The following is a 21,534-nucleotide window of genomic DNA, read 5'->3' on the forward strand; positions in this document are numbered from 1 at the left end:
GTTCATGCCCTCTCCTTCCCTGTTATTCCTTCACAGCCCCAACCGTAAGTCCCTGCACAAAGTAACGCTGGAAGAAGGGATAAGCGAATATAATAGGCAGCGTCGCCAGTACCACCATCGCCATACGCGAAGTATCCTGCGGAATCGATTGAAGCGCAGCCAGACTCATAGAGCTGTTTTGCGAATTTTGCTGGATGAACTGAATGCTGGATTCAATCCGCATCAGCATGGACTGAAGTGGAACCAGATTGGGATTGTCAATATACAACAGGGCATTAAACCAGTCATTCCAGTAACCAAGTGTGCTGAATAAACCAATAGTCGCAAGTCCGGGCAGAGAGAGCGGAAGCACGATTTTTAAAAATGTGTAAAACTCACCTGCCCCATCTATTTTGGCTGATTCAACGATGGCATCTGGCACGCTGGTGCTATAGAATGTGCGCAGGATCATAATATAAAAGGCATTCATGGCCAGCGGCAATATCAAAGCCCAAATCGTATCCTTGAGCCCGAGCAATTGGGAAACGACCATATAGGTCGGGATCATTCCACCATTAAAAAGCATGGTTAAAATCGCAAAAATGGAAAAGAATCTCCGGTAACGAAAGCTCTTTCGCGAAATGGCGTACGCATATAACGAAATGAGAATGAGACTGATCACCGTACCGATGACCGTTACGGCAATCGTCACCCCATAGGAGCGCAGTAGCGTATCACTGGTGCGAAATATGAAGCGATAAGCCTCCAGACTCCATTGAGCCGGGAGCAGCCGATATCCGTCCCGCGCCAGCGTTTTCTCATCGGTTAGGGAAATAATGACGACGAACAAAAAGGGAAATACACACAGGAACGCGAACACCCCTGCTACCACATTCAGAACAGCATTCCAGCCCCGTGAAATATGATGGAAATCTCGTTTTTTTCTTTTTTTTCCAGAAGCCACAGCCCACACCCCTCTCCTCTTTTTTAGAACAAAGCGCTGTCTTTATCTATTTTTCGTACAACATAATTAGATAAGATGACCAGAACAAAGCCAACCACTGACTGATACAAACCTGCGGCCGTGCTCATCCCGATTTCCCCCGTTGTTTTTAGCCCACGGTATACATAGGTGTCGATGACGTTCGTTACCGAATACAAGGTGCCCGAATCTCTCGGAACCTGATAGAACAAACCAAAATCCGCGTAAAAAATCCGTCCGACTGCAAGCAGCGTCATAATGATAATGATCGGCGAGAGCAAAGGGAGCGTCACATTACGAATTTGCTGCCATTTGCTGGCTCCATCTATCATGGCTGCTTCATACAAGGATTTGTCGATGCCCAAAATCGAAGCCAGATAAACGACACTGTTATAGCCGATCGCCTTCCATAGACTGACTAAAATCAAGATGTACGGCCAATAGGCGGCCTCCGAATACCACTGAATCGGCTCGATGCCAAACCCTGCGAGAATTTGATTCAGCATTCCCCGATCCATGCTCAGAAAGCTGAATGCAAAGTAGCCCACGATGACCCATGACAGGAAATACGGGAGAAACATGCCTGTCTGGTACAGCTTTGCTAATCGTTTATTAATCAGCTCGGAGAGCAGAATAGCCATAGCTACCGAAAAAACAAGTCCGAGAATAATAAAGACCAGGTTATACAAAAGGGTATTTCGCGTGATGACATAGGCATCGTTGTTATTGAACAGAAACTTGAAGTTATCCCAGCCCACCCACTTGCTCGTATAAATACTGGCCCAGAATCCTTCCCTGTTAAAACGATATTGCTTGAAGGCAGCCACTGTACCGACCAGCGGCAGGTATGAAAAGAAGAAGAACCAGATAGCGCCGGGCAGCACCATGAACAGCATAACTTTGTTTTTAATCACATTTCTGAAAAATGCGGCCATAGGTATTCCCTCCCAATCTGTAATAGCTAAAATAGCTATTGAAAAAAGACCGGGCGTAACTTACACCCGCCCGATCCTCTCTTATATTTCACGACCCTAAAGTATTATTTGCTGTTTTGTGCCTTCCAGGCATCAAGCTGGGACTGCGCTTCCGCCATCACCTTATCCAGACCAGCCTGCTTGAATTTCTCAGTCACTTTCGGGAGATTCGTTTCCGGGTCCAGCGTGCCTGTCATCAGTGAAGCCCAAAATTGCTCTTTGACGTTCTGAATTGCTGCCATCTCCGTAGATACTTTACTGCTGTCAAAGTTGAAGCTTAGGATTGGAGAATTTTTTCCCTCCGAGTTGAACTTCTTGAATTGCTCCCATTTGTCAGCCGGATCATTCGGATTCAGATACAGTAGCATATTGTTGCCTAGCGAATACGAAGGCATGTCATAGTTTTTGGAATCAGCCAGATTTTCGATATACTGGCCATCTGTTTTTTTGTAATGCACTCCCTCAATACCGGAATCAACCATATTACGTAATACCGGATCTGTATTCAGCAGGTTCAGGAACTGCATCGCCTTTTCGGGGTTTGCCGAGTTAGCCGAGATCGCCATAATGGAGCCCTGTACAGACGTATTAGTCACCATCGGATCGCTCGCAGGGGTGGATATAACCGGATAGCCGTAGCTTGCAGACCATAGATTATCGGCCAGCGGTTGAGTTTGCGCACGATCCAGAAACCAGTTTCCAGACGTTGTTAAATCATTGGTGGAGCCTGTGGTTGCCGCTTCCGGTGATACATACCCGGCCTTGTAGTACTTATGCATCGTCGTCAGCGCCTGCTTCATTTCAGGCGTTTCCAAAATGTTTACGATCTTATAATCCGTGCTATCCATTTTGACAGCCATCGGCAGGTTTTGAATGATATAGTCATATGGAACGTAGGGAACATAGTTTTTGTCCATGCCAAACGCTGTTACGCCGGGCTCGTTTTCTTTAATGGTTTTGAGCAGAGGCTCCAGACTATCCAGCGAACGGACATTTGGAAGGTCCAGCTTGTATTGGGTCAGCAATTTTTTATTGAACCGCCATACCTCTTGCTGCGGAAGCTCCTTGTTGGCAGGAATGCCATAATGATGCCCATCCACCTTGGAGCCTTCCAGAAACGCAGGATCAATCGTCTTTTTAAGATCCTGACCGTACTTGTCAAGCAAGTCGTCCATCTCCATGAATGCGCCCTTTCTAGCATTTTGTACATAATCAAAGCCACCGGAAGCCGTAAATACGATATCCATTGGCTCTCCCGAAGCCACATTCACCTGCATTTTTTGCTGGTAGTCGCCCCAATCGACCATTTTCATTTTGATCGTGGCGTTTATTTTCTTTTGGGTGTACTTGCTAACCTCTTCCATCACCCGATCTACATCTTTTTGAGGTGTACCAATGGTATACCAGATCAGCTCTACCGGCTTTTCCGCTCCCTCATTCGTCGTTTCCCCGCCACCGCTGCTTCCTCCACAAGCACTGAGAATGAGCGTCAACACCATACACATCACCAGAACAAACGAGTAGCTTATTTTGCTTTTACCCATCTATGATCCTCCCTTATGAAATGGACTTTGACCCTGTCGTTTCATTCATTTCTGTTTCAGGATTTTGCAAAATCCTCATTTATGAAGCAACTACGTTAACCTTAACTAATGAAAGCACTTTCAAAAAGAAGATAAACTTAATAAACCAAGGTACAAATTAAAGAAATCCATGTACACCTGGTATTTATCCCAATCCCTTATAGTCTGTCGGGGAAATACCCACATATTTTCTGAACTGCTTATAAAAATATCCCGTCTCCCAATATCCTACGTTCCGCGCAATTTCATGCACTTTGAGATTCGTGTTTTTAAGCTGCTCCTTGGCCTTATTAATTCGGTACTGATTGATATATTCAGCAAAGGTTTCACCCGTTTCCTTATGAAACAACTGACCGAGATAAACGGGATGAAGATGGTACTGGAATCCTAATACTTTTAATGATAGCTCCTTGGCATAATGAACATGGATATAGGACAGCACCTGACTTACGATGGGGTTTTTCATATCTTGCAGCAATGAATTCACCGTCTCTGCCGCCACATCCTGAAGCGCACTCACCAGCTCTGCCAATGTGGTACAGCATTTTATCTGGTGAAGCCCCTGCTGAAACCGTTCCGACTCATTGGAATGCTTGATGCTCTCCAGCTCCATCTTGAACCGGATCACCAACTCCAGCGCCATATTCCGCAGTTCATCCGGGGTAACACTTTCAAGATGCTGGATTTGCTCAATATCACTCTGAATCCGTGCGGTAAGCGCATCCAGGTCTCTTGCTATAATTAGCTTCGCATAATCCTTCCAGTCGATGGAACAAGTCTCGCCAGCGTTGCCCTCGCCCTCTTCCAGCATCGTATAGTCAATAATCCGGCGGTCACCATATATCATGAAATATTCCAGTGATTTTTTTGCTTCATTGTAGCTGCGTGGAGCAGCAGCAAGCGAACCGGCACTGCCTATCCCGATATAAACCGTTTCTTCCCCGTCCGTCGACCACTGAACAGTAAATTCTTCCAGCAGCATCATCAAGTCCTGTCTGCCCTCATCATGGTTCGATAATGCAGCAATGATTACACTATCCGCATCAACATCGCGAAACAACGTTAAATCGGGCTGGTGCTGAATGTACTGCCTTAACCGTTTATGCATTCCTGCCGAATCCCTCTCGGTCCGCAACACGGCTACCCCCATGAAGGGGATATTTAACGAAAAACCTACCAATTCGGCACGCTCCTGAAATTCTGTAGGCGCAATCTGCCCTGTCAGCCAACGGTACAACGTATTTTCCTTGAGAACCTGTACCCCGAACGTCTCATATCGTTGATCCAATCGGGACCTGTCCAGCTTCTCCGTTGTATTGTATAAAGTGGACTCCAGTTCCTCCACATTAATCGGCTTCAGAAGATAATTTTCGATGCCGAGCTTCATGCCTTCCTTCAAGTAATCAAATTCATTAAATCCGCTCAAAATAATCACCTTCAAGTCAGCATGCAGCTTTCTCGCCTCATGAATCAGACTGAGACCATTCATCGTTGGCATGGAGATGTCCGTAATCAGTACGTCCACGGGTCTGGAGGCCAGCGCTTCCATCGCCAAGTATCCATTTTCCGCATGTCCGACAATTTCTAGTCCAAAATAGGTCCAATCCACAATATCGTATAATCCCTCAATGATAAAAGGCTCATCGTCGACAATAAATACTTTATACATATATGGCATCCATCCCTTCCCTGTTGGGGCATCGTACCCGAATCGTCGTTCCCTCACCAATGAGGCTCTCCAGTTCAATACCGTAATCGGCTCCGTGCAAAAACCGAAGTCGGGTGTGCACACTGCGTAGTCCAAACATTTGTCCGTTTTCTTCCGGACGCTCCAGTTCCGCTAGAATCTCTTTCAAACGCTCCCCTTCAATGCCCTTTCCATTGTCGCGGATCTCAACCAGCAGAACCTCCCCCGCTTCCCGCACATCAATGGTCAGCACATTATCATTCCGGTCGCTTTGGATACCATGAACAATATAATTCTCAATGATGGGTTGAAGCATCAGCTTCATGACAGAACGGGGATACAGCTCGGGGTCGACCGTAATCGTGTAATCGAACCTTTCCTTGTAGCGTATTCTGAACAACTCAAGATATAATCTGCAAGCCTCCAATTCATCTTTAAGCGTGTATATTTTTTTCTGCTGAACCAGGCTTTTGAACAACACCGATAAGCTGTAAATCATTTCTCCTACATCCTTGGCTCCCTGGGAAATCGCCCGCATGCGGATCACTTCAAGCGTATTATACAAAAAATGGGGATGAATACGTGCCTGCAAGGCCACAAGCTCCGTTTGCTTCTGCTTGATCTCTGCTTTATACACCCGTTCAATATATAGATTAAGTTCGTCCAGCATATCGTTGAAGCTTCGAGAAATTTGTCCCAGCTCATCCTCTTGGGGGTCTTGGATGCGAGCTGTAAGGTCGCCATTTTTCACCTGACGAGTGAATTTAATAATCCGATTCGTTCGTTTTGCAAAATTAATGACGAAGAAGGCAGGGAACAGCACAGCAAACAGAATACAAACGACACTGATTGTCAAAATCGTATTACGGATACCCCGGTACGATTCCGCCATTTCCTCATTAGGGACTGCCCCAATCACGACATACCCTTCGTCTGGAGAAATCAGCTTGTTAATGTACATATTTTGCTTCGCCTGAATGATCCCAACATCGGAGTCCACATCGTCATATAACGATCGGGTCACTTCGACATAAGGGTACGTTTTTCCGTAATAGTTATTTCTTGAATCGAACAGAACCGTTCCATGGGTGGACAGAACGATAATTTCTCCCTTCAGATTGTTCCCGTAGCTGGTAAGTGCATTGGAAATATTCTTGGAATTTAGAAACACCAGAAGCTGACCCGTATTTTTGAGTGTTTGCTTATTGTTAATGGGGACTTGTAACGAATATAACGAGGGGCTCCACTGATCGACCGCCTTCCGAATCCAGTAATTCGGAGCAGAGACACTTTTGCTTTCGGCAGCCATCACATCCGGTACAAAGGAACGCGCCACATGCACCGGGAATTGTTTGAATTGCTTGTTCTCATTGAAAGTGGACAAATATTGCTGGTCGGCACTGTACAAAATCAAATTGCTGATATCTCTATTTTCATCCAGCCAATTTTTAAAATAGGTGAGTACATCTGTTGAATAATCATGACTCTCCATGTACATTTCGTCCATGCGGTGCTGTACATATTCGGAATACGCGTGATCCATAAAAAAGGAAACATTCATCGAGAGCACCTCATTCCGGTACATGTCTCGCACCATGTTCTGGACGGATTCATGCCGGAGATGGATATAGCGATCAACACTTTCCATCGCTGCTTTCTGGGTATCCAGTTCCCGTCGAACAATGGATTGCGAAATGGATACATACGTGACATATGCAATCGTAATAATCGACAAAATGGCAATACAGGAGAACAACAGTAGTATCCTCAGGAACATGTTATTTTTAAAATAAGCTATGTATCTCTTGCCCCTTTTCATGCTATAAACCCTCCAGAATCGTTCATGCGTAAATAAAGTATACCATGTCCTTCGCAGGTAATAAGTAAGCGTATTCATAAAAAGCATGATTTTCTTTAATTTAAACGTCATATCTTTAATTTAGCCTCTATTTAAAAACAATTTTATTGATTATCTTTAGGGGGATAAATACTCGTTAGGGGGATGAGCTATGAAACGCAACAAGGTGCACAAGTTCGCTTTAAAATGGACTGCTCTGGTTTTGACTTCCGTCCTGTTAAGCCAAACACTCTCTCCATCCGTTTATGCAGGCGATACCCTCCCGTATGAAGGAGAAAGCGCCAAAGGGCCGAATCAGCCTTATCAGCATGGGTACGCCAGCTCACATATTTTGGACTGGACTCCTACCCAAGATGTCTATGGAGATATGCTTCGCGCCCGTGTCCCACTGCAACAACGAAACAGCTCCTTTGCAGCCACACAGGCTCACCCTGCTTTAAGCCCTGACACGCAAATGTTTACACTCAGCGGCGATTATGGAAACGCTTTTTTCGATAGCTATTCCTATACCAATAAATTCAGTCAATATTTGTTCAATTACTGGCAATATACCGACTATTACGGCTACTGGCATGGCATGCCTACCGCCCATGTACCCGAAGAGCTGTACGATCCCCAAAAGGATTGGACGGAAAAATGGTTCGAGTTCGGCATACTGAACATTCCAAATCCGGGTTATACGAATGCGGCGCACAAGAACGGCGTTCTCTCCATCGCCTGTATTTTTTTCTCGGATAATGACCGTGGACCGCAAACGTATAAGCAAATGCTCGTGCAGGATGCTCAGGGTGGATTTCCGGTAGCCAAAAAATTGATCGAAATGGCGAAATATTATGGCTATGACGGCTACTTCATCAACCAGGAGGAAGCTTCAAAAGGCGTAGCTACGGAGGACATCCCCCGTTACAAACAGTTTATGAAATACTTGCGGGATCAGGGCATGTATGTGCAATGGTACGACTCCACCATAAACGAAACCGGGAAAATTGCTTATCAAAATGAATTTAATGCCGTGAACAGTCCGTTTGTCAAAGACAAGCAATACGGGCAGGTGTCCGACTCCATTTTTCTGAATTATTGGTGGGACAAAGCGAAGCTGAAAAGCTCCCGCGACCATGCCAAGCAATTGGGTCTGAACCCTCTTAAGACCGTTTTTGCTGGTATTGAGGGCGGGAACGGTGACTTTGGCAGATGGAAGCAAAAATACGATCTTCGTCTGAATATCGGTGATAACGGGCAGCCGATGAACAGTATCGCGACGTTGGGAGCAGATTTCACGCATAATGCGCTGGATGAAGAGTTTGGCGGGCAGGACACCAATCGCAGAGCTGACAATGCGTATCAATGGATGACCTTTATCCGTGACCGTGTCTGGTGGTCCGGTCCGAACCAGAATCCCGTCCATGCACAAAGAAACGCAAGTGCAGATTTGTCTGATGTAAAAGCTTCGGGCGCTAACTGGGACGGTATCGCGGCATATATCGCTGAACGTTCTGTCATCCGTGGTTCCCATTTTAACACCAGCTTCAATACTGGACATGGCTTGCAGTATGTGGTGAACGGAGTTGTTTCCAATCCGAAGGAATGGTCCAACATCAATATTCAAGATATCCTGGTGACTTGGCAATGGTGGCTCGATACCCAAGGTAAACCGCTCTCGGTTGACTACGACTATGGCCCGAATTATACCAAAGGGACTCGGTTTACCTATCAGCCTGTGGGCGCTTATCAGGGCGGCAGCTCCCTCGTCGTTAACGGAGAGCTGGATTCGGATAACTTTTTACGCCTGTATAAAACGGATCTGTCGGTAAACAAGAATTCAAACTTGTCCATCACGTACAACAAGCCTTCCTCTGATGACAGCTCGGTTCTGAGTATCAGACTGATCTTTAAGGATATCCCCGATAAAGTCGTAAAAGTCAGCGTCCCCAACTCTGGTAAACAAACTACAGGCTGGGTTAGCCGTAGTATAGACTTGAGTGCCTATCAGGGAAAAACGATTGCAGCTTTCGGTTTATCTTTTGATAACGCGAATAAAACAATCAAAAACTATCAGATGAATATCGGCCAAATCAAGATAACAGACGGTTCTGTCCTGAAACCAGCCGCACCGACAGGATTCAAAATCACCAAGGCACTGACCGATACGAACGAAATGATCGTAGCCTGGGACCTTAAGGATTACTCCAAAGTTAAACAATACAATCTGTATGAGAACGGCTCCTATATCGGGGGAATTTATGACTCAACCTATTATATTAAGTCCCTAAACCATAAATCCGGTGAATTAACGCTCACCGCAATCGGAGCAGATGGAACGGAAAGCGAACCGGCTCGATTAGATTATGATCTGAATGCCGCTGTCAGTCACATTAATGTGGAAACCAAAGGAAACGGTGAGGCTACGATAATGTGGAAAAATCCCTCTGAAGCGGACGGAACGGTCAAATTGACCTTGACCACCGACTATACGGACACCGCATTCCATAAAACCATTACTGCAGACAGCGGAGCTGAAACGGCTACGTTTACCGATCTACCCACAAACGGCGATAGCTACACATTACGTATCGCCATCGGCAATCATACACCTGTAGCATACACCGGGCATCTCGCAGACACGACTATAGAGCCTTACGCAAAAGAGAATGTAACGGTCACTGGATCAACGTATACGCTTGCTCTACCAACCTCGAAGGATTGGCATTATTTATATGTATACGAAAACGATGTACCCAAGCAATTTGGCGTGACTTATGTGTCGAAAAAGTTTCCTTACATTGTACGGGGAAGAACAAAGCTAAGTGAATTAACCTTTACCCCCACTTCCCGCACCAGCTCGCTAAAGATCGTGATTAAGGATTATGCCGGCAATAAGGCTACAACATATGTAAGATAACTTTGTGCAAGATTTCGAAGGTTCTCATTGTTTATCGGCTATCCGCCTAAGTACAAAACAGTCCCAAAATGCCAACGATTCAAAAGGGCGTTGTTTATTATAGTTACAGCGTTCCGGGTGGCACCACGTTCCCGGACTATTGATAAAGCCGGTGAAAAACTCGTCTGGGTGAAGCAACCGGAGACATGGCGAAGCAAATGTTCTTCTCTATTCCAGAAGTAGAACAACTATAAAGGAAATGTCAGAATTAACTCACAATATGTGTTCTTAGATAGCCGAAAAACCCACTCACTTCGAGATGTGGGTTTCTTCACGTAAGTGAGGTTTCATCTATAGGATAGTAGCTTGGCTTGACCATGAGAATTAGTAGGTTTGCCTTTTTTACTATCTTCCAAAATGTCATGTCACCACCTTCCAGTAGTTTCGGAGAGTAAGGACATAGGAAGGCCTATCAATTCGAAGCTTAGTGTCGTTAGCCTTGCTTTGTACCGTCAGACTTGGCCAAAGAAAAATGCTGTGAATAATCCTCTTGCATCCTGAGCACAGTTGTAGCTCTGTCTTTCGTGTAAACAAACTGTTTCGATGTGCTTGAATTCATTTTTTCTCAAACTCTTGAACTTGTTTTAATCTATCTTCCATGTCAAATACCTCTCATTTGACTTTTGATAACTGTCTTTTTTGTAACAGTTTAGTTCGTCGCATCATAAAACATTACATTTGCTGGTATTTTGAAGAAATCAGAAATGTTTTTCTGAATTTGTATATCAGGTAAAAATTTATTGTGAATGTATTTTCTTATCGTTGAGTGGGTTAAATTTAGCTCTTTCGCTAAGTCATTAAGGGAAATATCGTACACAATCATTAGACCATGTAGAATTTTGTTTTTAGCCGCAGATAAAGCAACTACCCTTTTATAATACTTAGATTGGTTTTGAACACATATAATTGGACTTCTGTTTACTATCTCTTCATTAAACAAAATGTGATGAGGATAATTTAAAACAGCGCACACTTTGCCCATATTATGTTCATTTGGTACAATACCATCCATAACCCAAGCAATCACTGCTCTTGGAGACACACCGACTTTATTTGCCAGTTCGGATAGTTTTATATCTTTTGACAACAATATTGCGTACAAGACTCGATTCCTAATCTGTTTTTTTGCTTTTCGAAACCTACTTTTCTTTACACCTTTGCTTAAATACTTCGCGGGGTTTACCTTTTGATATTTTTCAAAGTACGACATATCACGATTAACAAGATTCATTAATAAACCTCCAAGACTTCCACCGATATTTGACGTGATTTTATGATTCTCTAATAAATAATTAACTATTAACTGTACCACCGTAAAGAATTTGATCTTGCACTACTTCACATTCGCACCATATGTAAAGTCCGCTTACCACTGTTACGAAGATAAGCTCATTAGAGAAAACAGTCCCATCATTGGTTGACCTAATAATATGAAAACCACCGGGAATACGTTTGAGAGCCTAGCTATCTGGTGGTTTTTCATACCTGTAGTATCGGATATGTTACTGAATGTAATACCAATTAAAAATATGTTCCTTTAGCGACCGGAATGGCTTTAAAAGAATCCTTTGCCATGTAACTTGTTGATATTGAGTAGTGCCTTCCATTTTGGACATAAATATGCTTTTCCATCGCCGCATAAAGGGGAGTAATGCAGGGAACCAAAAAAATAGCATCACAACTAAAAAATATGCAAGACCAATTGGGGAATTTAATATGAGGCTCCAATAATCGCTCTGATTATCAAGCTCTAAAATTTTTGCTAAAGCAAACCAAAGTATTCCTAAGATCAGGCCGATAAAAGCATAGAGAAAAATGATGAAACCAAGAAAAGACAGTAGAAACATGGTGATCGCTCCTGATATCAAGCATTGTTGTTTTTCTTTAAACGCTGTAATGCATCCTTTTCAAGATATATAATATCTCCACATATCTCAGTCCATCCTACCGCGTAGCCCTCTTCACATACACTACAATTAAAAGAAAAAATCAAATCTTCCGGATCATGCTCATCCTTAATAACTTCTAACTCCATGACCTTGCCACAGCATGTTCGCAGCTTCATATATTACCCTCTATCTATAGTATAATTTTAATTTTTTCGAAATAAAAGATAAACTCTAATTTTTTACACGATGACAATGTGGAGGAAATGATGCTGGTCTGGGAACAACGGCCCCTTGTTGCCGGATTCCTATCTTAATAATGAGCTCAATGTGATTTTCACCTTGTTAATTGCACCTGTCAATATTGTGATACCAAGGAATATACGATTTTAAGTATGTGGAATATATCAGGATTGTAATACTTTTCTCTTTAAAAATTTCTTACTTCTAAAAATATTTGTCTTTACTGTATTCAGTTCCATAGAAAGATTTTTTGCAATTTCTTTCATTGAGTAGTCAGAAAAGAATCTTAAGACAAATACATCTCTGTAGGAGAGTGGCATCTCTTCAACTATATTTAAAATACCTATGTGTTCTTCTTTTTCAATAATAAGTTGTTCAGGAAGCTTTCCTTCATCAACAATTGTGTCCCTAAAGCTTGAATTATCTTCACCTATCGGTACATCCAAGGATAAGGATGGTTTTCCACTTTTTTTACGAAAACGATCTATACATAAATTTTTGACGATCGCTTTCATCCACGTACTCAATCTACAAGAGAAATTGAAATTTTGAATGTTAAGATAAATACGAGTAAAAGCCTCTTGAACAATATCTTCAGCATCCTCATGATTATTCATATATTTAAGTGCATGGCGATAGAGCATTGCATGGTATTCAATATAAAATTGAGTAAAAGCTTGCTGATCTCCTGAGAGTAATTTATCAATTTCTTCAAGTGAAATATTAGAATTCATTTTTCCTCCAATTAAATTCTATCTCCTTTTTATTATATCAGAGTATTTATTGTTCGAGAAAAGGTCCATTTAAAATGAGAGACCATCAAATGACCGTCATATTTATAGCGGTTTATTCCCAGGTTAAGTTTGTACATAAGAATATACTAACGAGAATATTAAATCATTCATCATGCAACGGTTTAATAATTCCACAACATGCGTAAGCCAATTTGGTATTTACAACAATTTCTACCCCCCGTTCTCTGGCCAACACAAGTATGTGTTTCAGATCAGTATTCTCCTTGTCGTTTACAATAATTTTCCATGGAACTCTTCGTAAGAGCACTCTTGTAGTTTCTCCGACACCTGGCTTTATCAGATTTATATCCCTAATGTTAAACTCCTTTTGAATCGCCTGAAGGTCTTTAGTTCCTTTCCATGTATCTGATCGCTGATCAGGACATTCTAGGTAACCTAGTGCTAAACGTGAAGACTCTTCTGTAACACTGTAAAAGTAGGCACATATAGTTTCTACAAAAAGCTGAGAAAGGTCATCTTTTCCCCAATCCTTATAAAACTTTACACCATGAAACTCATGATTTTCGATGAGATCATTTCTAATTACTGTTCTGCTCAGAAGACCCGAAACCGTTGAGTTTAAACAAGAACTAGGAATAACAAAATCCTTTCGAGTTCCAAAAGTATTTACGCATTCGCCGGGGTCTGCCAAGACAGCAAGATCATGCGACAAAGAGGTTTTATATTGTTGATTGAATTCTAGAACCGACTTTATCAATACCTGTCTAATAGCGCCTTTTCCTGTCCACCCATCTACAAACTGAATTTCATGGTCAGGATGTTGCTGAAGCATATATATCAGTGCATTTTCGTCTATTCCCTTACCTCGAATAATTGAAATACTATAATGTGGCAGATCCACACTATGCACCATCTTTAGATATCGCTTTATTAAGATCCCAATCGGTGTGCCTGCTCTAGCTAATGATGCAAGAACCGTTATTGATCCATGTTCTCGAAAGATTAGCTCCGCTACTGTTGCAACAGCACTAGCAACTTGACGAGCGTTATCCCTTAACAATTTGTGAAACAGCTGTATGTATTCGTTGGACGGCTTATACTCAATCGGCAGCATTTCTGAATAATGCCTTCCATTTTGTATTGCCTCCTCTCGATCCTCTGTTCCTATCTCCAGATTGAATTCTGACAGATCCTTCAATAAAAACGTGACATCTTCAGGAGGGTAGCTCCCCAATATAGTTGGTCTTTGGATTTGTTTCATCATCGTGCTTAACATGAAATGTTCTCCTTTATTTATAAAATCGACGTTATGACAGCAATGCTTATACGCTCGAATTTGATTTTCGCCATCTGTATCAAACCTGGATTAGACATCTAGCCTGATCATCAAGCAGTGATGTAAAGTCCATATTATCATTCAAAACTCCATATACTTTTGCTCGAATTAATATTTTATATGCCCAATTTAAATGAGGCTTTATCTCATTCATTTTGTTACGAAATTCGCTTCTAACAACACCATGTAAACCATTGTTATGATGGATTATTGAATTGGCATCTACGTATTCTTCACGAGTAACTGTATACAATGACTGAACCAAATCTATATGAGTTGGATGAATAATAGTTTTCCCAATAATCCCATTTTCCTTGTCGAGTAACACTTCTCTTATAAGTCCATCCTCATACCTACTAATCATTTGTAATTTTGGTCTTTTACCCGGGTTTATCATTGTTTCTTCAAAGGAGCTATCTTTAAGCTGTGAATTAAATACTCTTACAGTTGAAGAAAAATACTCCCATACAGGTCCAGAAATAACATAGTTATCAACTGCCCGGCCAAAGAGATTAATAATGTCTGACATACAATCACGAATAATTGAAATATCATAGATCGTCATATCTGGACTTCTTCGAAGACCAAACCTACTAGAAAAGTCAGTTGCTCCTATCCGAATATTTAGAACTAAATCCTTATTTTTATCGAGAACATTTTTAATATTGATAAGTGCATCCAGTCGAGTTTCCTTGTATAATACATCAGCCGTTTCAAGTATTGGTAGTCCGTACAATGTTGGATGTGATATGGGCTTTGACTTGTTATATAACCGAAGGATTTCAAAGTATTTAACTCCTTCTAATACATTGAACTTTGGAAGAATGAATCCAGTAATTAAGATAACTTCACCAGCAATTTTTTCGATGACCCTTTTTAATTGTTCGGGATTCCTAACTCGAATAAAGAAGAGTGGTAATTGCAGAGTTGAAAGGAGTCCTTCATTTAAATGTCTCGCGATTTGAGTTAGAGTCAAACATAATGTCTCTTCAGCTTTTATAACTTGTTGGTCACCAATTGCATCTTCCAGGTCTAGAACAATAGACTGGAGACCTTTATGTTTTTGGGAACAGAGATCATTAACGACAAATGGTCTTGTTGCCGGCATATAAAGCGCGGCTCCAACACCATATGCAAGAACTTCCTTCGGGGAATGATTCTCAAACTCTTCCGGTTCTATATAGAAAATTGACTCCTTTTTAGATAATGATAAATGATGAAATAATTTCACCGCCTGTCCTCCTTATTCACAAAAAATATTTTTCTTTGAAACCAAACCTCCTTTTGAGGTTCAGCTCTTATCTGCATTTGTTGCTGCCTTGGAACGAATCATACTCAAGACAATAGTTCCAAAGAAAAGACCAAACAATAGGATGAAAAATACAAGCTGTGGAATATGAATGCCAAAAACACCAACTACCATTTTAGAGGAGATAATCAAAATAATGATAAAGGCTGTCTTTTCTAATGCTGGATATTTGTGTATTAGTTTGATAAATAATTGTGCAATACTTCGCATCATCAAAATCCCCAGAATACCGCCTAAATAAAGAACCCACACTTGTTTTGAGACACCAAATGCTGCTATCACGCTATCAATGCTAAATGCAATATCCATTCCCTCAACGGCCAAAACGGTTCCCCAAAAGCTACGTTGTTTTCCTTGAACTTTACCACCATCATCATTAAAGAACAGGTTCTTGATGGATATATAAGCAAGATATGCAGCACCCAGTAAGGTAACTGCGGTCATTGATACTAAATAATTCCCGATACCGATAGCAACGAATCTAAAAAGGTACGCACCAATTAGTCCATAGAAAAGTGCTTTTTTTCGCTGTTTCTCTGGTAAGTGCCTGACCATAACTGCTAGTACTAATGCATTATCCGCTGAAAGGAGACCTTCAAGGAGAACAAGCGATAGAATGTTTCCCCATGCTTCAGAGGTAGAAAGCGTATCTAATATTCCTTGCCATGAGAAAAAACCCGAAAAATTATTTAATACCCCTTGCCATATTACATAAATAATATCCATAATAACCCCCTGTATTACGCTTTAGTTTTCAAAAAATAGATTTAAATACACTCAATTTAAAAATTTTGTTGGGTGCACTACCTATTTTAGAAGACAATGCACCCTAAATGCTTTCGCTCCAAGCTAGTTACTTGGCATCCAAACCATAATTTTTGCAAAGTGCAACCAGTCCTCCCGAGAAGCCGCTACCAACCGCATGAAATTTCCATTCACCTTCATGCCTGTACAACTCACAAACAATAACGGCAGTTTCAGTAGAGAAATTTTCCCCAAGATCAAAACGGATTAATTCATTGTTATCATTTTCATCTACGACCCTTACGTAAGCATTTGATACTTGGCCGAAGTTCTGCGAACGACTGACATAATCATGAATAGTAACGGTGATGGCAATTCGATGGATATGTGGTTGAACCTTACTAAAGTCAATAATGATCTGTTCATCGTCGCCGTCCCCGTCCCCGTCCCGATTATCACCGGTGTGTATAACAGACTCTGCTGGATCAGATAATTTGTTGTAGAATATAAAATCATTTTCTCCTTTTGCTTTATTGTCACTGTGGAGAAGGAAAGCTGAAGCATCCAAATCGAAAGAATGACCACCAGAATATATATTAGTATCCCAACCAAGACCGATAATCGCCTTTACCAGACTTGGATTACTTTTAGTCAAATCAATTCTTTGCCCTTTAGTGAGACTGATTATTGCCATAACATTTCCTCCTTAGTTTCCATGAAAAGAGCCGCACTAAAGCGGCTCTTTTTGATATGATAGACTGTGTCACTGATTACAGGGGTACACCATAGTCCTGACAAAGACCTTTGAGTCCATCGCTATAGCCAGAACCGATTGCGTTGAACTTCCATTCATCACCGTTACGGTAGAGCTCTCCGCCAATTACTGCAGTTTCTACAGAAAAGTCTTCACCAAGGTCAAATTTGATGAGCTCCTCATTATTTGCAGCATTCAGAACTCGTACGTAAGCATTAGAAACTTGGCCAAAGTTTTGATTACGTTCATTTGCATCATGAATCGTAATTGTGAAAGCAACCTTGTGAGTATGCGCCGGCACGTTAGCTAGATCAATTGTAATCGTTTCATCATCCCCGTCCCCATCGCCGGTAAGGTTGTCACCGGTATGTACGACGGACCCGTTTTCATTTTTGGGATTGTTGTAAAAGACAAAATCCCTTTCTGGATTAATGACTTTTCCTTCATTATTAAGACAGAAAACAGATGCATCCAGATCGAAGTCTTGTCCACCATCATATTTATTCGTGTCCCAGCCAAGACCGACAATGACGTTAGCCAAGTCTGGATTAGTTTTAGTAAGGTCAACTTTTTGACCTTTAGATAAACTGATAGCCATAAATTAACACATCCTTTCGGTTTCGAAAAATTCAGGAATAAATACGTCCAACAAGTTGTTTAATATTTGTATCAACCGTACCTTCACCAGTAGCTGAAAACTTCCATTCACCATTGTGACGGTAAATTTCCCCTAAAACAATCGCAGTCATATTGGAATAGTCATTCGTCAGATCGTAGCGAATAAGTTCATTACCAATCATCTTACCCGGATCAAATGCACGGATATAGGCATTTTTAACATTTCCAAAGTGCTGTTTACGCTCTTCACATTTATAAATGTTAACGATGAAAGCAATTCGATGCACATCATTGGGAACATTTTTCAGATCCATATGGATTTGTTCATCATCGCCATCACCAGTGCCTGTCAGATTGTCTCCTGAATGTACAACCGATCCACAAGGACTTTTTTTATTTCCAAAGTACACAAGATTAGCATTTTTCGTAAGTTTCCCTGTTTCGTCTAACAAAACAGCAGAAGCATCGCAATCTATGTTACTAGAGAAAAAGCCTGATTTAACAGGGTCCCATCCTAGACCAATCGTAACTTTAGTCAAGTCAGGGTGACTTTTCGTTAAGTCTACTTTGTGACCTTTTTTAAGACTGATAGACATATGTATTACACCTCCCTTCATTACAATGAATTCTATTAATGAAAAAGTATAATCACGAAATCGCGGATGACCACAACCCCTACAATCAATATAATGATGCCTATAGAGACCATACCTTTTGTACACCAACGACTTTGTGTTTGAAGATTATGTATCTCTTTATCTGGATCTTTCACAATCATTTCTCCGGATTGGATCATGTGTATCGCAGCATCTTTTATACTTCTTGAATTAACTAAATATACAAGTACAATAAACAACATCAGAAGAACAATTAATCCATCAAACATGGGTATTATCTCCTATAACTATATTCAACTATTTGTTAGTCATTTCAATTGGTATGATGCTCTATTCGCTTATGCATGGATAATCTGATTGAGATTAAACTTACTTAAATTAACTCCATTTTCTTTCAGTCGATTTTGAATAAGGCTTCCTTCAACATTGCTAAAATATTGAAGACGCACATAATCGACAACATCTGAAGTGATATTCTCACGATTTTGTTTTGAAAGTTCTCGATCCATCCCATACGTATAAATAATTTGATTGACCATGTATTTACTGATGTGCACTCCATTTTCTTTCAATCGGCTTTGGATAAGACTGCGATCTACATTTTTAAAATATTCAGAGCGGACAAAGTCAACGATCTCAGGATTAATGTTCATAACATCATTAGATGCCTCTGATGATAAACGATCTTGCCTCTTCCGTCGGTAAGCTACGACCTCCACATCTGATGCAACAATAAAATTTCCATTGACAGGTGAGTAAATACCATTACCTTTTCTTTGTACGATATCGTACATTACCATACGGTTCAGTACTGAATGCACAGCTGAATAAGTTCGGTTTAATTGTGCAGCAATGTCCAGTGTAATCTCTACTCCACCTCGCAAAACATTTAGTATATCCATCTCTATTGCTCTAATTTTTATTTGTTTTTCCATGATTCTTATACCCCATTCCATTTTTTTTTGATATGCTTCGTAGTTCACTTGTTTGTACTCGACTTCTAACAGTTATCTGGTGGTTATTTGGTTTAGCCACTTTTATCTCAATAGTCACATAACGGCTATATTTACGAGCAATTTTTACGACACCCTTCTGCTTAAATTTTGTAACCACTACATCCCCGACTTCCATAGTTACCCCCTAAGCTTTTCTGTTCAGAAGCAAAAAAAGGCAAAAAGCACCCCTTATGCAAGTTTTTCTCTTGCGTAAGAGGTGCTTCCTCAGAAAAATCATTTATTTTTTAATTCTTAATATAATTTGTAACTTTTCTTGTATATTTATAAATTAACCTATGACTTTCGTAATGTCAATGGTTTTTTTTATAGGTCTACAGACAGGTTTATCAAACCACAATATATTTGATACAATAAAGGAAATCAATAGAACTATCAAGTGGGAGCACCACGAACTTGTCCGTAAAGGTCATTTTCGTGGTGCTTTTCTTTTGTGGAGGTGTTAAATTTTTGAATAAAGTCTCTTGTATTCTGTGGAGCTTTAATATAGTACTAGTCGTTCTATTCGCAATTGAAATAATAAATGGTCTGAAAGATCCCTTCGCATTTCAAGTTTCTTTTTTAATTTTCGGCACTATTCTAATAGCAATTCAAATATATTTTAACTTTTGCCGATCTAGCACTGCAATTAACGAAATATTAAAGAAAGACCTTATATCTAAAAATACTATATCCACCCTTTTTACAATGATCGAAGTTAGAGACGGATATACAGGATATCATTCCTCTAATGTTGCCAAGTACGCCTATCAAGTCGCAAAAAGTATGAAGCTTTCAAATGAAGCCTGTAAAAATATATATATTGGGTGCAAGTTGCACGACCTGGGCAAGATCTATATTCCTGAAGGAATATTAAATAAACCGGGGCAACTATCAGAGGAAGAATTTTTATTACTGAAGGAACACCCTTTAAGAGGATATCAGGTTGTTTCTCAAATACCTGTATTTGAAAACACTTGTGTTCCTGACATCGTTCTTTATCATCACGAGAGGGTTGATGGTAAGGGATATCCTAAAGGGTTATCGAAGGAAGAGATTCCAATCGAAGCAAGGATCGTAGCCGTATGTGACGCATATGACGCAATGACTACATCGCGAAGTTATCGTAATGCAATGGCCCCAGAACAAGCTATTGATATAATAAAAAATAATATTGGTACACAGTTCGACCCAACCGTCACTGACCATTTTTTAGAATGCTTTCATATTGTAAATTCAAAAAAAAACAATAGCACAATACCATCAACATCATTAAGAAAAACTTCTTAGCTTTTTAAGTATAGGTCTATTAACTCAACTTAAGCTGACAGCTCGATTCTTAAATGAACTTAATTCTTAGTTTAATGTTTTAATATTCAAAGTTTCATTAAGTTAAGTTAAGTTAACTCAATTAACTTTTTATTAATTTGATCCTCGTGGTTTCCTATTGACAAATAAGAATAAAAAAAGTTCAAATATATCTCAAGTAAAAAGCTGACCGCAGATTAATCCTACGGCCAGCCTTTTACTTGAGATATATTTAGCTTTCATCATTTATATGGTAACTTTCCTAAAAATCAAGTTAGTTTACAATCCAAACATCAGCTGCTCCAATTGCGCAACAGACACTAACTATAACTTTTGCAATATCCGGTTTCCCTTTAAACTTAGAAATAGACTTGATAGCTTCCACTTTTCCAATCATCGGATCAAAGTCATAGTTGTCGACATAATGATTAAATCGAACAATTACGGATGAAATTTCAAATATTTTTAGTTCTTCGCTTCGACCAATGTATCCAGTCATTTTTTGTTTTTCCTGGCTATCGATAGAACCATCAGCTGCTGCAACAATTGCACAACCTGCAACTACCGCGTCAAGAAAATTCTTGTTTTTAAACTTTGTAACTTGATCCTTTAGACCCTGCTTTAACATTAAGACTTTTTGTGTAAATGTACTCATTTATTAATCCCCCTAAAAATTATATACATGGATAGAACCATCAGTAAGCCCAGCATTTAAACTAAACTGATAATCTAGAATAACCTCTCCATCTACTGGGATATCTCGTTTCGAGAGCTTCTTCCTAACTAAATCAACAAGAAACTCTTTTTCCTTTTCCGTCAACAAATAACCATCAAAACGAATTGGTTTAGTTTCACTCAATTTCCCTGATTGTATTATGAAATGCCTTGATGCATTAGAGTATGAGGGAGATTGAGAAATCATTTCGTTAAGGGCTGCAATTGCTTGCTTCATTTTTACATTGCCCTCTTTC

At 40.4% G+C, this 21,534-nt stretch carries 22 protein-coding genes; 2 read left to right on the plus strand and 20 right to left on the minus strand.

Annotated elements, in window-relative coordinates:
• Positions 1–22: 22 nt before the first annotated feature.
• The 5 genes from QD47_RS20715 to QD47_RS20735 form a co-directional block, all read right to left on the minus strand.
• On the minus strand, positions 23–943 hold the full coding sequence (locus QD47_RS20715; RefSeq protein ID WP_044647933.1) for a carbohydrate ABC transporter permease: 921 nt from the start codon (positions 941–943) through the stop codon (positions 23–25).
• Between the two features lie 23 nt (positions 944–966).
• Positions 967–1,896, minus strand: coding sequence for an ABC transporter permease (locus QD47_RS20720; protein ID WP_044647909.1), 930 nt, complete (start codon positions 1,894–1,896; stop codon positions 967–969).
• 104 nt (positions 1,897–2,000) lie between these two features.
• Positions 2,001–3,479, minus strand: a complete 1,479-nt coding sequence (locus tag QD47_RS20725) for an ABC transporter substrate-binding protein (protein WP_044647910.1) — start codon at positions 3,477–3,479, stop codon at positions 2,001–2,003.
• A 184-nt stretch (positions 3,480–3,663) separates the two neighbouring features.
• The gene (locus QD47_RS20730; RefSeq protein WP_044647934.1) at positions 3,664–5,187 is read right to left on the minus strand and encodes a response regulator transcription factor; all 1,524 of its coding nucleotides are present in this window, start codon (positions 5,185–5,187) and stop codon (positions 3,664–3,666) included.
• Positions 5,180–7,024 carry a sensor histidine kinase gene (locus tag QD47_RS20735; RefSeq protein ID WP_044647911.1) on the minus strand — a complete coding sequence of 615 codons (1,845 nt, stop codon included), beginning with the start codon at positions 7,022–7,024 and terminating at the stop codon, positions 5,180–5,182. Before QD47_RS20735 ends, QD47_RS20730 begins: the two co-directional genes overlap by 8 nt.
• A gap of 190 nt (positions 7,025–7,214) precedes the next feature.
• Here QD47_RS20735 and QD47_RS20740 point away from each other — a divergent pair, with 190 nt between their 5' ends.
• Positions 7,215–9,962 (plus strand): endo-beta-N-acetylglucosaminidase, encoded by a 2,748-nt coding sequence (locus QD47_RS20740; RefSeq protein ID WP_044647912.1) that lies wholly within the window; start codon positions 7,215–7,217, stop codon positions 9,960–9,962.
• 688 nt (positions 9,963–10,650) lie between these two features.
• Here QD47_RS20740 and QD47_RS20745 read toward each other — a convergent pair.
• The 13 genes from QD47_RS20745 to QD47_RS20805 all read right to left on the minus strand — a co-directional run bounded on the left by QD47_RS20745 (position 10,651) and on the right by QD47_RS20805 (position 19,394).
• Entirely contained in the window at positions 10,651–11,232 is a 582-nt protein-coding gene (locus tag QD47_RS20745) for a helix-turn-helix transcriptional regulator (protein ID WP_044647913.1), read from the minus strand.
• A gap of 271 nt (positions 11,233–11,503) precedes the next feature.
• On the minus strand, positions 11,504–11,848 hold the full coding sequence (locus QD47_RS20750; RefSeq protein ID WP_044647914.1) for a hypothetical protein: 345 nt from the start codon (positions 11,846–11,848) through the stop codon (positions 11,504–11,506).
• A gap of 17 nt (positions 11,849–11,865) precedes the next feature.
• Positions 11,866–12,066, minus strand: coding sequence for a hypothetical protein (locus QD47_RS20755; protein ID WP_044647915.1), 201 nt, complete (start codon positions 12,064–12,066; stop codon positions 11,866–11,868).
• A gap of 228 nt (positions 12,067–12,294) precedes the next feature.
• A complete protein-coding gene (locus QD47_RS20760) occupies positions 12,295–12,864 on the minus strand; it encodes an RNA polymerase sigma factor (protein WP_044647916.1) in 570 nt (189 codons plus the stop codon).
• 163 nt (positions 12,865–13,027) lie between these two features.
• Complete coding sequence (locus tag QD47_RS20765; protein ID WP_044647917.1) at positions 13,028–14,161, minus strand: cysteine protease StiP family protein; 1,134 nt, start codon at positions 14,159–14,161, stop codon at positions 13,028–13,030.
• A 79-nt stretch (positions 14,162–14,240) separates the two neighbouring features.
• Entirely contained in the window at positions 14,241–15,452 is a 1,212-nt protein-coding gene (locus tag QD47_RS20770) for an HpcH/HpaI aldolase/citrate lyase family protein (RefSeq protein ID WP_082067256.1), read from the minus strand.
• A 60-nt stretch (positions 15,453–15,512) separates the two neighbouring features.
• On the minus strand, positions 15,513–16,256 hold the full coding sequence (locus tag QD47_RS20775) for a DUF475 domain-containing protein (RefSeq protein WP_412177990.1): 744 nt from the start codon (positions 16,254–16,256) through the stop codon (positions 15,513–15,515).
• A 127-nt stretch (positions 16,257–16,383) separates the two neighbouring features.
• On the minus strand, positions 16,384–16,968 hold the full coding sequence (locus QD47_RS20780; protein ID WP_044647918.1) for a TerD family protein: 585 nt from the start codon (positions 16,966–16,968) through the stop codon (positions 16,384–16,386).
• 76 nt (positions 16,969–17,044) lie between these two features.
• The gene (locus QD47_RS20785; RefSeq protein ID WP_044647919.1) at positions 17,045–17,626 is read right to left on the minus strand and encodes a TerD family protein; all 582 of its coding nucleotides are present in this window, start codon (positions 17,624–17,626) and stop codon (positions 17,045–17,047) included.
• 31 nt (positions 17,627–17,657) lie between these two features.
• Positions 17,658–18,242, minus strand: coding sequence for a TerD family protein (locus QD47_RS20790; protein ID WP_044647920.1), 585 nt, complete (start codon positions 18,240–18,242; stop codon positions 17,658–17,660).
• Between the two features lie 35 nt (positions 18,243–18,277).
• Positions 18,278–18,532, minus strand: coding sequence for a hypothetical protein (locus tag QD47_RS20795; RefSeq protein ID WP_044647921.1), 255 nt, complete (start codon positions 18,530–18,532; stop codon positions 18,278–18,280).
• 69 nt (positions 18,533–18,601) lie between these two features.
• Positions 18,602–19,198: a hypothetical protein gene (locus QD47_RS20800; RefSeq protein ID WP_044647922.1), complete on the minus strand. Its 597-nt coding sequence runs from the start codon at positions 19,196–19,198 to the stop codon at positions 18,602–18,604.
• Positions 19,176–19,394: a hypothetical protein gene (locus QD47_RS20805; RefSeq protein WP_044647923.1), complete on the minus strand. Its 219-nt coding sequence runs from the start codon at positions 19,392–19,394 to the stop codon at positions 19,176–19,178. Before QD47_RS20805 ends, QD47_RS20800 begins: the two co-directional genes overlap by 23 nt.
• A gap of 332 nt (positions 19,395–19,726) precedes the next feature.
• Here QD47_RS20805 and QD47_RS20810 point away from each other — a divergent pair, with 332 nt between their 5' ends.
• A complete protein-coding gene (locus QD47_RS20810) occupies positions 19,727–20,545 on the plus strand; it encodes an HD-GYP domain-containing protein (RefSeq protein WP_052646836.1) in 819 nt (272 codons plus the stop codon).
• A gap of 292 nt (positions 20,546–20,837) precedes the next feature.
• On the opposite strand, the gene QD47_RS20815 is transcribed toward QD47_RS20810, so the two are convergent.
• Together QD47_RS20815 and QD47_RS20820 are read right to left on the minus strand one after the other, a co-directional pair.
• Positions 20,838–21,218, minus strand: coding sequence for a tellurite resistance TerB family protein (locus QD47_RS20815; RefSeq protein WP_052646838.1), 381 nt, complete (start codon positions 21,216–21,218; stop codon positions 20,838–20,840).
• Between the two features lie 12 nt (positions 21,219–21,230).
• Complete coding sequence (locus QD47_RS20820; protein ID WP_044647924.1) at positions 21,231–21,515, minus strand: hypothetical protein; 285 nt, start codon at positions 21,513–21,515, stop codon at positions 21,231–21,233.
• Positions 21,516–21,534: the final 19 nt, after the last annotated feature.

The sequence above is a fragment of the Paenibacillus terrae genome, assembly GCF_000943545.1.
Classification (GTDB): domain Bacteria; phylum Bacillota; class Bacilli; order Paenibacillales; family Paenibacillaceae; genus Paenibacillus; species Paenibacillus terrae_A.